The following is a 12691-nucleotide window of genomic DNA, read 5'->3' on the forward strand; positions in this document are numbered from 1 at the left end:
AATTATTCAATATATACAAAAAGAGCCGGAGTTTTTAATTCCAGCTCTTTTATCAAACTTTATAAATTTTAACTCATAGAATTAATCATATTATTCATATCTTCTATTTCTTTTTCCTGTGCTTTTATTATTCTGTTTGCTATCTCTTTTATTTTGTCATCTTTAGTATATTCTAATATCTTTTTAGAAACATCAATAGCAGCCTGATGATGTGGTATCATACCCTTAAGAAAATCTATATCATTATTTCCTGTTATTTCAATAACAGCCATATCAGCCATCATTTTATCCATAATAAGCTGCATCTCATTTCCTATAGCTACAGTATCAATATCACTGTAATCTGTATTTTTAGCATTCAATTCTTTGATCAATGCATCAAATTCTGTAACTTCTTTATTCTGTTCTGTTATTATATTATTAGCTAATTCTATCAAGTTTTCATTTTTAGTAGTTTCTAATAATTTTTGAGAAGAAAGAATAGCACCTTTATGATGAGGAATCATATTAAATAAAAAATCAGCATCTATATTAGCAGTTTTTTGAAAAGCCTGATCCATCATAGGCTGATGCATTAAATCAATAATTTCAGAACCAGATTTATGAGCAGTATGAGCTGAATGATCCATAGTGTTGGCATTAGTATCTGCAGTATCTGTATTTTTCTCTGAACAAGATATAAATAATAAAGCAGCTAAAGAAATAATAAATGTTGTTATAATTTTTTTCATTTTCCATCCTTTTATTTATTTTTTATCATTGATTTTTATTCAATCTAATAACTTTTATAATATGAAAAAAGTAAAAAATTATAATGATATTAAAAACTATATATAATTAAACAATATTAATCATCATCAAATATAGGCTTTTGTATTATGCATATGGTTTTATTGCTTTTATCAGAATCTCCGAAATATGCTTTAACGAAAGGTATTGAAACTATATTATTATTTTCTTTTAATTTAATTTCAAATACATAATTAGAAGGAAGGCTATATACATCTGTTATCTCACCATAAATATTATTATCAGTATCTATGATTTTGTACCCTATTAATTCAGCCTCATAAAAAGTATCATCATCTAATTGAGGCAAATACGAAGAATCTATAAATATATCAAGCCCTATTAATTTTTGAGCATCTTCTATATTATTTATATCTTTTAATTGGAACACAAAAGATTTGTTCTTCTTTTTAACATTTAACAGAGTAAATGTTTGATTGTTGATGATAACAGGTGTATCGTTAGTTAAAACAGGAAGAGAGGTAAAATAACTCTTATCAGAAAAAGCAATTTCTACCTCTCCTTTTAAACCATGTAAACCTGTGATTTTGCCGTAAAAAAAAATCAATTGTCAATAATCTCAAGCATTACACGTTTACCACTTTTCATGGAAGCTGCAAAAAGAATAGTACGTAATGCATGAGCAATACGACCTCTTTTACCTATAATTTTACCTATGTCGCTTTGGTTCACTTTCAATTCCAGAATCGTACTCTTCTCACCTTCAATAACCTTAACACTAACACCATCAGGCTCATCCACTAATTTTTTAGCCAAATACTCAATAAGCTCTTTTTCTTCCGTCATAGCACACTCCTTTATATATTATAAGACGTAAATTAAGCTTCGCTCTTCTCCTCAGCAGATTCAGGCTTAGCTTGTTTACGATGTTTGCGCCTTTTTTCAGGATTTTTCAATGCTCTTTTTTCTTTCTTTCAAGAGGAGCACCTTTATCTTTTTCCATTAAGCCTTCTTTTACAAGAATGCTTTTTACTACATAAGTTGGCTGTGCACCATTAGAAAGCCATTTTTTTAAACCTTCTACGTTCAACTTATATAATACATCTTTAGCTTTAGGGTTAAACCAACCTAGCTCTTCAATAAAACGACCATCGCGTGGGAAACGAGCATCTGCAGCTACGATACGATAATGAGGCTCATGTTTGCGACCTATACGTTTTAATCTTAATTTTACCACCTTTCTTTTCCTCCAAGTTTATTTACATTAATTTGTTTAAATCATCTATAGACATACCCATACCCTCTAGGGACTTTGCGAGCTTATCCATCTTTTTAGTACTGCCCATCATGTTTTTCATCATAGTAAATTGCTTTATAAGCTGATTTACATCATAAACACTTTGACCGCTTCCTTTAGATATTCTCATCTTTCTTGAATTATTCAAAGGAAATAGGGCTAATCTTTCTTTTTTAGTCATTGACTGTATAATAGCTTTATACTTTTTAAATTTCTCTTCTTCACGGCTTAAAAGTTCTGTATCTACATTAGCCATACCCGGAATCATAGATGTCATTTTACTGAGTCCGCCCATTTTAGCAGTAGCTTCTATCTGCTTCAAGAAATCATTATAATCGAAATTGTTCTCTATAACTTTCTGAAGCATTTCCTGAGCTTCTTTTTCACTTATAGCAGCACGGGCTTTTTCTACTAATTTTACTATATCACCCATACCGAGTATTTGTCCTGCCACCCTCTTAGCATCAAATACATCAATATCATCTAAATGCTCACCTACTCCGACAAACTTAACAGATGAACCTGTGGCATATTTTAGAGATAAAGCGGCACCGCCTCTAACTCCGGAATCGAATTTTGTAAGTATAACACCATTAATGCCAATATTGTTTTGGAAACTTTTTGCAACATCATAAACACTTTGACCTGCTGTAGAATCCACAACTAATAATTTTTCTGTAACATTAGCAGAGTTTACAACACGTCTTAGTTCAAGCATCATTTCTTCATCTATCTCTAAGCGTCCTGCAGTATCCACTAATATCATATTATACTGCTCTTTTTTAGCAATTGAAAGTGCTTTTTTAAGTATTTTATATGCTTTTTTCTCTTTAGTATCTATATGATAAGGAACACCAACTTCCCTAGCCAAAACGGCAAGCTGTTCCATAGCGGCAGGTCTGTGAACGTCAAGTCCTACAAGCATAACGCGTCTTTTATCTTTATAATACTTAGCCAATTTAGCAGAAGTAGTAGTTTTACCAGAACCCTGAAGTCCGAAAAGCAAAGTTATAGTTGTTTTCTCAACAGGCTCTAATTTCAAACCGCTTTCACCCTCGCCTATCATATTAACCAAAGTATCATGAACATCAGCTACAAACTGATTAGCAGGCTCTACACCTTCTAATTTTTCTTTTCCTATAGCTCTATTAGTAGCTTCTTCAAGAAACTTGTCAGCAGCTTCTAAAGATACGTCAGCAGAAAGTAATGCTTCTTTTATAGTTAACAAACTATCTGTTATATCCTTATCTGTTAGGACTTTTTTTCCTTGTATTTTAGAGAATACATTAGATATAGATTTAGTTAAATTACCAAACACTAAAAAACAACCTTATAAACATATTAATTCCAAGTCATATTATACATAATATATTTAAAAAGTCAATATTTAGCACAATTTTACAAAAAATTATATATAATAATAAAGAGCACAGTAATACATTTAAAACATTATTATCAATTTAATTTAAGTTTGCTGCTTAAGGCCTTACTTATATCTTTAGTTCCACTTGCTCCTACAGATGTTAAAAAGAATTTTTTATTAATCAATTTTTCATCTATTACTTCATTAACCAGTTTCAAATCTATTTTATCTATTATGTTATAAAGTTCTTTAAATGAAATATATTTAGATGAATACAGTTCATGTCTGGCATTTTTATTCATTATAAACTCAGCACTGAATTTACTAAATGCCATAGAACCTTTATAACTCTCTTTTGCCTCTTCAATCTCTTCTTCTGATATCCTTTCATTAACCAATCTTTCTATTTCATAATATATACTTTCTATAGTTTCTGCATATCTGTCCAAACTAGTAGAACCATGTATCTCAAATGTACCGCCATTTATAAAACTAGAATTATAACTGTATATATTATAACAAAGTCCTTTATTCTCTCTTATTGATTGAAATAATCTTGAATAAGAACTTCCTCCGAATATATCATTAACTATATTCATAGCATATCTTTTTTTATTATCGCAGGCATTATATGAAGGTGTTACTAATGAAAAATAAACCTGATTAATTTCTTGTTTCTCTTTAGTGATAGTTTTATAATAAAAAGGAAGCTCATCATTAACTGTTCTAGTTTTTTTTTCTAATTTTATTTTTTCAAGTCTATCTACAGCATAATCAATATCAAAATTTCCGGCTATAGATATAATTAAATTATTAGAATTAAAATGTTCCTTAAAATAAGAATAAATTTTATCTCTGCTTATCTTTTTTATATTATTAATATTTCCGCCTATAGGAAAACTCATAGAAGTACCTTTATAGGCAGCAGCAAAAAATTGATTAGCTGATATTTCTTCAGGGGTATCATTTGACATTTTAAGCTCTTCAATGATAACTTTTTTTTCTCTGTTTATATCATCTTCTCTGAATGCAGAATGAAGCATGATATTTTCTAAAGTATCAACTGCCCTATCAAAATATTTAGATATTATGTTAATATAAAATGAAGTTAAATGTCTTGAAGTAAAAGCATTAAATATACCGCCCACACCTTCTATATTTCTAATAAGTTCTTTTGAACTAATTTTGTCAGTTCCTTTAAAAAGCATATGCTCTATGAAATGAGTATATCCGTTTTCCTCTTTTTTCTCATTAGCACTTCCTGTTAAAAATATAAAACCTATAGATACAGTATCAAGCATAGGCATCTTTTCTAAAACAACCCTTGTACCATTTTTTAATGTTAATCTTTTTACCATATTTTTTCCATAAATATTTTTATACTAAAATTATTATATATTAATTCTATAATTTTCGACAGTGTAATACATAAAATATAATAATAATGATTTTTATATAAAAAACCCTATTTAAATTAATAAATAGGGTTAAGCATTATTTAATTATTAATTTATTTTTATCTAATCGTATGATCATCTAATCAATGAAAGAATGTTAGAAGTATACCCATAACAATAGCACCGGATATTATACCTGAAATATTAACTGCCATCGCATGAAGAAGCAGACAGTTAGATGAACTATTCTCCTGTCCGTAAACATGGGCACCCCAAGCAGGAATAGGAAAAGCACTTAAACCTGCAGAACCTATTATAGGATTAACTTTTCCGCCTGATAATATATTAATAACTTTAGCAGCAATTATACCTATAGTAGTGCTTAATATCAATGACAATAAACCGAAAGCAAATATTATCACAGTATTAAATGTCATAAAATAATCAGCTGAAGCAGAAGAACCTATTGCTATACCTATAAGCATTGTAAGTATTCCTGTTAAAGATTTCTGCAAATTGATTGAGAAATTTTTTATAATATCTGATTCTCTCAAAATACTTCCGAATAAAAGAGCAGCTATAAGAGGGAATGAGTTTGCCAAAAATATTCCGCAAAGTCCCATAGCAATAACTGCAAATATGATTTTCTCTCCTCTTGAAACCTGTCTTAAATAATTCATAGGGATTTTTCTTTCTCTTGTAGTAGTTAAAACCTTTGTAAGTCCTGACTGAAGTAAAGGAAGAAGCTCCATATAAAGATAAGCAGACATAACAATAGCAGCAAAATATTTAGGTTCTGTGATCAAAGAAGCCATATACATAGCCAAAGATCCGTCAGCAGCACCTATAATTGCAGTAGCAGCAGATAAATCTTCTCCCAAATTCAAAGAACTCATAATATAAAATACTACAAGTATACCAATCTGAGAACTAGCACCTATAAAGAAATTCTTAGGATCAGCAAGTACAAGCCCTAAATCTATCATAGTACCAACTGCAAAAAATACAAGTACAGGATAAACTCCGCTGTCAGCACCGCTATGCATTAAACCCAAAAAACCGCTTACTACATCTTCTGTCATTTTAGGAAGAGGCATATTAGCAGCAAGTATTGCAACTCCCATAGGAAGAAGAAGCAAAGGCTTTTTCTTATAATATATAGACATATATATAAGATATGCACCTAAAAGCATCATTATAATTTGGGCTATAGTTGGCGGATAAAAACCTGTAAGTAAATTGTTAAAATCCAAACCTAAAGCTTTATTCATATTCACCCCTTTATATTACTTGATTTGTAATATAACCTGACCCTCTACAACTGAAGAACCTTTTTCAACATGTATAGATTTTACTTCACCTGAAGCAGGAGCTGTAATTTCATTTTCCATTTTCATAGCTTCTAATGTAGCTACAACCTGACCTTCCTGTACCTTATCTCCAACTGCAACACTGAATGATACTATAGTACCAGGCATAGTTGCTTTTACTGATATAGCATTCTCATCTATTGGAGCTGCTGGAGCTGCCGCTGGTTTTGGTGCTGGAGCTACTGCAGGTTTTGGCGTATTTACTGGAGCACTAACTATAGTAGATACTGTTTTATTTGAAGCTACAGGTCTTATCTCCTCTACTGATACATCATAAGTTTTTCCATTAACTGTGATTTTATATTGCTTAGTCATAATATTATTCTCCAAAAAAATATTTATATATAAAAAATCTTTCTTTAAGACTCTAATAAATAAAATTAATAGAGTCTTATAATTTAATTATTATTTTAATTTATTTACTCTGTCTACCATTCCCCATATAGGAGTTTTAGATTCTTTAATAGATGTAATAATAAATCTATTATTAGACATACCTGTATAAGCTGATATTGCAGCTGTAATCACTGCCACAAGTTCAGTATCATCTATTAAATCCTCTTCTTTAGTTTTACTTTCCTCTACTACTTTTATAATTTCTTCTTCTTTCTTTATATTTCTAGTTTTGAAAATCATTCCCAAAACTAAAGACAATATATAAAAAACTAAAGCAACTATAAAAACAGACATTATACCAAATATGGTAATAGCTGCATTATGTTCCATTCAATTCTCCTTTTAATTAAAATCAAATTTTATAGAGGTATATTGCCATGTTTTCTAGGAAGTCTAGTTTCTCTCTTGCTTGCTAAAAGATGCAATGCATTAATCAAATAGCTTCTAGTATATTCCGGCTCTATTACATCATCTACATAACCTCTAACAGCAGCTCTGTAAGGATTAGCAAATTCTTTTTTATATTCTTCTATTTTTTCAGCTCTTACTTTTTTAGGATCCTGAGCATTATCTATATCTTTTTTGAATATGATATTAGCAGCGCCATCTGGTCCCATAACAGCAATCTCAGCAGAAGGCCAAGCATAAACCATATCAGCACCTAAATGCTTAGAACACATAGCTATATAAGCTCCGCCATAAGACTTTCTTATTATAAGAGTGATTTTTGGTGCAGTAGCCTCTGAATAAGCATATAAAAGTTTAGCACCATGTCTTATAACTCCATTATGCTCCTGACCTACACCCGGTAAATATCCTGCTGTATCAACTAATGTAACCAATGGAATATTAAAGCTGTCGCAGAAGCGAATGAATCTTGCAGCCTTATCTGCAGCATTAATATCTAATACTCCAGCCATAGAATTAGGCTGATTGGCTATTATACCAACTGATTTTCCGTCAAGACGAGCAAAACATATAACTATATTAGTAGCAAATAAAGGCTGAAGTTCAAAAAACTCTCCATTATCTACAACCCTTTTTATAATCTCTTTTATATCATAAGGTTTATTTGGAGCATCTGGAAGAACATTTGATAATTCTTCATCTGCTCTGTTTGGATCATCATCTGTATTTTCTAAAGGCACATCTTCCAAATTATTCTGAGGTATATAAGATAATAATTTTTTAACGCCTTCTAATGTAGAAACTTCATCAGGGAACATCAAAGAAGCAACACCTGAAGTTTTACTATGAACAAAAGCTCCTCCAAGCTCTTCAGCAGAAACCTGTTCGCCTGTTACAGCTTTTACTACCTGAGGGCCTGTTATAAACATATTTGAACTTTTATCAGTCATAAATATAAAGTCCATCAATGCAGGAGAATAAACAGCACCGCCTGCACAAGGTCCCATTATAACACATATTTGAGGTATAACTCCTGAAGCCTGAACATTTCTATAGAATATATCACCATAACCTCTTAATGAATCAATACCCTCTTGTATTCTAGCTCCGCCTGAATCATTGATACCTATACAAGGACAGCCTAATTTGATAGCCATATCCTGTACCTTACAAATCTTAGCAGCATGCATTTGTCCTAAAGAACCGCCTATAACAGTAAAGTCCTGAGCATATATACATACTTGTCTGCCGTTTATTTTACCGTATCCTGTAACTACACCTTCGCCCGGAACTTTATTCTTTTCCATACCGAAATCACTGCATCTATGCTCTATAAAAGCATCAATCTCGCAGAAAGTACCTTCATCTAAAAGCTGTAATATACGTTCTCTTGCTGTTAATTTACCTTTTTTATGGCGTTCTTCGTTTTTTTCTTTACCGCCGCCTTCTTCTATCTTTTCTTTTCTTTTTCTTAATTCATTGATTTTTTCTTGCATATTTCTTTAAGTCCTTATTAGATTTTTTTATCTAACTATTAGATTTTAAACAAAAATTTAAATGACTAGTTAAAGAAACATATAACTATTTTTTATTTATTGCAATGGTGTTTTATAACTTTTGTATGTTTTAACAATTTAGTCGAAAGTTTAATTTTCTTTATACATAAAATATATCAAATAAAGTGATAAGATATTTTCATATAGTTTAAATAATATTACATTTTATATTACAAACAAATATATAAAATATTGACTTTAAAACATAATCTGTTAATATTTAATTATATAAAAATCAAGGAGAAAATTATATGAGTAAAAAAATTTTTTTATCTCTTTTATTCGTTTTAGCATTGGCTGTAAGCTGTAAAAACAATGTAGCAGAACCAACAATAACTACTACAATAACATTCGATATATTATCAGAACAACTTTATACTGCAGATACTTCTTTTACTATATCAAAAGAAGCACCATCTATAATACCTATAACAACAGGAAAAATTATAAATTCTATAATATATCTTTCACCTACTCCAATTGGGGATAATAACGATGCAGCTACTGCTATTACTCCTGCCAGACTAAAAGATGGATTAGATAAAACTTTTGCTTCTATACCAAATAGTACAATTAACTATGAAGTAATACCTCCTACAATAACCACTGATGGAAAACAAACAATAACTTTTGATATAATTATGACTCCTAAAAACAGTTATGATAAATTTGACACAAGTACTTTTAGAAAAACTCTTTATTTAAAAGAGGTAACAGAGAAAAAAATTGTATATGGTATACAATACGAAGCATATTGGGCTGCAAATTAATTGATATACAAAATAAATAAATGATATAATTAGGGCATTTTCTTTAATAGAGAATGTCCTTTTTTATTTCACTAATAGTAAAAAATTAAAACTCTATTATTAAAAAATAAGTATTCATTATATATAATTTTGTATGTTTTAAAAATTTAGTAGAAATTTTAAATCATGCTTTATTATTGAATATTAGAATTAATGATAAAATATATAATAATTATTTTTTGATTAACTAACATTAAGTATTTATATTAATAAAATAGGGGACTTTATTAAAAATCCCCTATTTTCATTTTTTACTATTATTTTTTTAACTTATTGAACAGATTTTGTATAAGTATATTTATCTAATGTATTTAAATTAATATATGTATAAGTCTCACCTACAACTTTTCCATTTTCTACTACAGGAGAATTATATGATTTAATAGGAGTATAATTAAATGTTAAATTTCCCTCACTATCAATTACAAGTCCCTCTGAATAAACTACAGGATCTGTATATATAGCTGTTGCTCCTGTGCCATTAACTTTAAACCAAGAAGTAGGTATACTTAGTCTTGAATTTACATTTTCACCTTGCTGATCATAAATAAGAGAGTATGATATTAATGTTTTATCAATTACTAACTTATGTGTTCTAAATGTACTAGCTGATACTGCTTCTTCTACATACTCCCAAGTACCCTCGCATTGACTAGAAACACCTCTTCCCTGAATAGTTCTATTATCAATAAAGCCGTTTATCACTTTAGTTCCATCTGTTATATACAGATATGCAGCATCTGATGTATCATATATCTTTATATATCCCTTATAAGAATCAGCATAAACTAATAATATATTATTATAGTTAACAGATTTGTATATATTGGATTTGTCAAATGAAACAGCAGCTGAATTATTATCATATTTCAAACCTGATATTCCTCCATCTTTGATTGTAACATCATAGGTATTACCATCAGCACTATAAAATTTCCAAGCAGTTCCATCATAGCTAGATGGCATACCTGAAGCAACATATTTATCTTCTGTTGGAGGATTAGTAGTATCATCGTTACTTGGCTCTGTAGATGGGTTACTACAACTTATCGCAAATATAAATAATAATAAAAACATGTAAATTTTAGTTTTCATAATAAATCCTTTAAATAAATTATATCTTTTAATCAGTATAATACAAAAAATCCAAAAAACAATATGACAAATTGTAAATATAAAAATTATTTGACATTTTTAGTTTTTCTGCTTTTATTTTACAAATTAATGATAATTCCTTATGCCAATAATAATATTCTTTTTTATTTAAGTAATAATTAAAAAATTAAAATTCTATTCTTAAAAAGAAATATTCATTTTATATATCTACAACTTTTGTACATTTTAAGCATTCGGTCAAAAATTAAAAATACACTAAAAACACTTGAAAAAAGTTAGATTATTCTTGCAATTCTAATATATAAAATAATTCAAATTACATTATAGCATATAGAATAAAAAAACAAATTATATACTAAAAATTTTTAAGTTTGTCAAAATTAGTTTTTATATTGTTATTATTTTCGGGGACTAGTCCCACGCTGTGCGTGCCTTCGGCAACCCCTACTTCTTTTGCCGACGCTATGCGTGCCGTAGGCAAGGCACCTACTCGGTGGTGACCCATACGAAGTACGCATACAGCGAGAAGCAAAAGGACTGAATTTTTGACACAAATCTTGGTTTTACCTTATATTTCAAACAAAACTTAATAATATTTTATACTATTAATAAACAAAAATTACATTTACAAAAAAGTAAAAATTGACAAAATATAATTGTTTAGGTATATATAGTTTATTTTTTATGCCTATGATTTTATATATACATATAGATTATTTTAGGAGAAAATAAAATGAAAAATTAATTATAATAATAAGTATATTAGTCATTAGCTTAAGCAGCGGATTAATGGCTAAAACAGGATTTAGTTTCGTATTAATAGTACCTATTGGAGCAAGTTTTGCAGAAATGATGATTCTATAATAAAATCTGATGTTGGTTTTGAATTTGGCATGCTTATTATTTAGGATTTGAATATTTATCATTCGGTTTAGACTTGGGATATAGCAGAGATGTATTTGCATTCAAATCTGCAATTGATGAAAAGTCTAAAGGCGGGGTAACTTTTGACAACTTAATGATAGGTATATTACCTAGAATAGATGTTTGATTTGTATCTATAGGTATAGGGCTGATGTAAAAATACCTTTAGCAGGAAGCAGGTATTTTAGAGAAAGTAGCGGAGGATATACTTCTCAAGGATATGATTATAAAAAACTTAAAAATACTTTTAAAAATCCTTATATCCCTTATGTAAAAGATCGCTGTTGATTTCTTATTGCCTTATAATATAGTTTTAGGAGCTTATTTCTCTTATGATATACATTTAGTTGAAACTAAAGACCCTACTCTTCATGTTAAATCTTCAGCTTTTGATTTGGGTGCCAAAGTTGGTTTAAGATTCTAATCAAAATTTAATTAATAAAAATAATATTTGGGGAATGCATATTCAATAATATGTATTCCTTTTTTTATAGTAGTTTTTTATTATAAGTATATTATAGATATTGTCGAATATATAAGGCAATAAAATATAAAGGACTATAAAAAATGAAAAAAATAATAACAATTGCATGCTTATTAATAATTGCATTAAGCGGAAATTTGATGGCTAAAACAGGATTCGAAGTAAATGTTCTATTTCCTTTTGGAGTAAGTTTAGGAACATATACAGGAACAGATGCTTCTAAATATACCAAAGCTGATGCTGGTTTTGAATTTGGTATTCATGTTATACCTGGATATTATTTCGGAATAAGTAATATAGCTTTAGGAATAGGTCTTGATATAGGTTATCAAAAAGATGTATTTGCTTTCGGATTAAAAGGAGAAAAAGGAAGATACGGTGCTTCTTTTGACAGTTTCAATCTTGGTTTAATGCCTAGAATAGATTTAGCTTTCATATCTATAGGTGTAGGCGGAGGATTCAAATTCCCTATAGCAGGACTTATGTATGATAAAAGAGGTTCAAACGGAATAGCTCAGGCTAGTATGTATGATACAAAAACTATATATAGAGAATTTAATAAACCTTTTATACCTTATGTAAAAGTTACTCTTGATTTTATTTTACCGCTTAATTTAACTGCTGGTATTTATATTTCTTATGATATACCATTTATGGAAAGTAAAACTTATGACTTTAAATTATCAAGTGTTGATTTAGGTGCTCAACTTGGTATAAGATTCTAATATTTTATTTATTGAATTTAGTTAGTAAAAAGGGTGCATATAAATAATGCATCCTTTTTTATGTCATTATTTTTTTATTTTAATTTCACTCCCCAC

15 protein-coding genes are annotated in these 12691 nt (G+C 29.1%); 4 read left to right on the forward strand and 11 right to left on the reverse strand.

Translation table 11 applies throughout. The annotated features are described in order from the left end of the window. Nucleotides 1–68: 68 nt before the first annotated feature. The 10 genes from BINT_RS13045 to BINT_RS13090 form a co-directional block, all read right to left on the reverse strand. Nucleotides 69–731: a DUF305 domain-containing protein gene (locus tag BINT_RS13045; protein ID WP_041177492.1), complete on the reverse strand. Its 663-nt coding sequence runs from the start codon at nt 729–731 to the stop codon at nt 69–71. Between the two features lie 116 nt (nt 732–847). Next, nucleotides 848–1357 (reverse strand): ribosome maturation factor RimM, encoded by a 510-nt coding sequence (rimM, locus tag BINT_RS13050; RefSeq protein WP_041177493.1) that lies wholly within the window; start codon nt 1355–1357, stop codon nt 848–850. Further along, complete coding sequence (locus BINT_RS13055; protein WP_014489041.1) at nt 1354–1596, reverse strand: KH domain-containing protein; 243 nt, start codon at nt 1594–1596, stop codon at nt 1354–1356. Before BINT_RS13055 ends, rimM begins: the two co-directional genes overlap by 4 nt. 106 nt (nt 1597–1702) lie before the next feature. Beyond that, nucleotides 1703–1987 (reverse strand): 30S ribosomal protein S16, encoded by a 285-nt coding sequence (gene rpsP / locus BINT_RS13060; RefSeq protein ID WP_049783513.1) that lies wholly within the window; start codon nt 1985–1987, stop codon nt 1703–1705. Between the two features lie 22 nt (nt 1988–2009). Continuing rightward, nucleotides 2010–3365: a signal recognition particle protein gene (locus tag BINT_RS13065; protein WP_012671545.1), complete on the reverse strand. Its 1356-nt coding sequence runs from the start codon at nt 3363–3365 to the stop codon at nt 2010–2012. Nucleotides 3366–3502: 137 nt separating this feature from the next. Continuing rightward, nucleotides 3503–4768, reverse strand: a complete 1266-nt coding sequence (locus BINT_RS13070; RefSeq protein WP_014489043.1) for a M16 family metallopeptidase — start codon at nt 4766–4768, stop codon at nt 3503–3505. A 182-nt stretch (nt 4769–4950) separates the two neighbouring features. Next, the gene (locus BINT_RS13075; protein ID WP_014489044.1) at nt 4951–6078 is read right to left on the reverse strand and encodes a sodium ion-translocating decarboxylase subunit beta; all 1128 of its coding nucleotides are present in this window, start codon (nt 6076–6078) and stop codon (nt 4951–4953) included. A 15-nt stretch (nt 6079–6093) separates the two neighbouring features. Continuing rightward, nucleotides 6094–6492: a biotin/lipoyl-containing protein gene (locus BINT_RS13080; RefSeq protein ID WP_014489045.1), complete on the reverse strand. Its 399-nt coding sequence runs from the start codon at nt 6490–6492 to the stop codon at nt 6094–6096. Nucleotides 6493–6582: 90 nt separating this feature from the next. Next, nucleotides 6583–6903: an OadG family protein gene (locus BINT_RS13085; RefSeq protein WP_014489046.1), complete on the reverse strand. Its 321-nt coding sequence runs from the start codon at nt 6901–6903 to the stop codon at nt 6583–6585. A gap of 29 nt (nt 6904–6932) precedes the next feature. After that, nucleotides 6933–8477: an acyl-CoA carboxylase subunit beta gene (locus BINT_RS13090; protein WP_014489047.1), complete on the reverse strand. Its 1545-nt coding sequence runs from the start codon at nt 8475–8477 to the stop codon at nt 6933–6935. 311 nt (nt 8478–8788) lie between these two features. On the opposite strand from BINT_RS13090, the gene BINT_RS13095 reads away from it, so the two are divergent. Beyond that, nucleotides 8789–9307 (forward strand): hypothetical protein, encoded by a 519-nt coding sequence (locus tag BINT_RS13095; RefSeq protein ID WP_014489048.1) that lies wholly within the window; start codon nt 8789–8791, stop codon nt 9305–9307. A gap of 309 nt (nt 9308–9616) precedes the next feature. On the opposite strand, the gene BINT_RS13100 is transcribed toward BINT_RS13095, so the two are convergent. Beyond that, nucleotides 9617–10441: a DcrB/PsbP domain-containing protein gene (locus BINT_RS13100; protein ID WP_041177494.1), complete on the reverse strand. Its 825-nt coding sequence runs from the start codon at nt 10439–10441 to the stop codon at nt 9617–9619. A 1068-nt stretch (nt 10442–11509) separates the two neighbouring features. On the opposite strand from BINT_RS13100, the gene BINT_RS15265 reads away from it, so the two are divergent. The 3 genes from BINT_RS15265 to BINT_RS13110 all read left to right on the forward strand — a co-directional run bounded on the left by BINT_RS15265 (nt 11510) and on the right by BINT_RS13110 (nt 12595). Next, nucleotides 11510–11674: a hypothetical protein gene (locus tag BINT_RS15265; RefSeq protein ID WP_234944333.1), complete on the forward strand. Its 165-nt coding sequence runs from the start codon at nt 11510–11512 to the stop codon at nt 11672–11674. A gap of 7 nt (nt 11675–11681) precedes the next feature. Beyond that, on the forward strand, nt 11682–11810 hold the full coding sequence (locus BINT_RS15340) for a hypothetical protein (RefSeq protein WP_268741609.1): 129 nt from the start codon (nt 11682–11684) through the stop codon (nt 11808–11810). A 143-nt stretch (nt 11811–11953) separates the two neighbouring features. Beyond that, nucleotides 11954–12595 (forward strand): hypothetical protein, encoded by a 642-nt coding sequence (locus BINT_RS13110; protein ID WP_014489050.1) that lies wholly within the window; start codon nt 11954–11956, stop codon nt 12593–12595. Nucleotides 12596–12691: the final 96 nt, after the last annotated feature.

Source organism: Brachyspira intermedia PWS/A, assembly GCF_000223215.1.
Classification (GTDB): Bacteria; Spirochaetota; Brachyspiria; order Brachyspirales; family Brachyspiraceae; genus Brachyspira; species Brachyspira intermedia.

Excerpts from the sequence above, each read along its gene's own strand:
- BINT_RS13045 (WP_041177492.1), bottom strand. The coding sequence starts at position 731 with ATGAAAAAAATTATAACAACATTTATTATTTCTTTAGCTGCTTTATTA.
- BINT_RS13055 (WP_014489041.1), bottom strand. The coding sequence starts at position 1,596 with ATGACGGAAGAAAAAGAGCTTATTGAGTATTTGGCTAAAAAATTAGTG.
- BINT_RS13070 (WP_014489043.1), bottom strand. The coding sequence starts at position 4,768 with ATGGTAAAAAGATTAACATTAAAAAATGGTACAAGGGTTGTTTTAGAA.
- BINT_RS13075 (WP_014489044.1), bottom strand. The coding sequence starts at position 6,078 with ATGAATAAAGCTTTAGGTTTGGATTTTAACAATTTACTTACAGGTTTT.
- BINT_RS13080 (WP_014489045.1), bottom strand. The coding sequence starts at position 6,492 with ATGACTAAGCAATATAAAATCACAGTTAATGGAAAAACTTATGATGTA.
- BINT_RS13085 (WP_014489046.1), bottom strand. The coding sequence starts at position 6,903 with ATGGAACATAATGCAGCTATTACCATATTTGGTATAATGTCTGTTTTT.
- BINT_RS13090 (WP_014489047.1), bottom strand. The coding sequence starts at position 8,477 with ATGCAAGAAAAAATCAATGAATTAAGAAAAAGAAAAGAAAAGATAGAA.
- BINT_RS13095 (WP_014489048.1), top strand. The coding sequence starts at position 8,789 with ATGAGTAAAAAAATTTTTTTATCTCTTTTATTCGTTTTAGCATTGGCT.
- BINT_RS13100 (WP_041177494.1), bottom strand. The coding sequence starts at position 10,441 with ATGAAAACTAAAATTTACATGTTTTTATTATTATTTATATTTGCGATA.
- BINT_RS13110 (WP_014489050.1), top strand. The coding sequence starts at position 11,954 with ATGAAAAAAATAATAACAATTGCATGCTTATTAATAATTGCATTAAGC.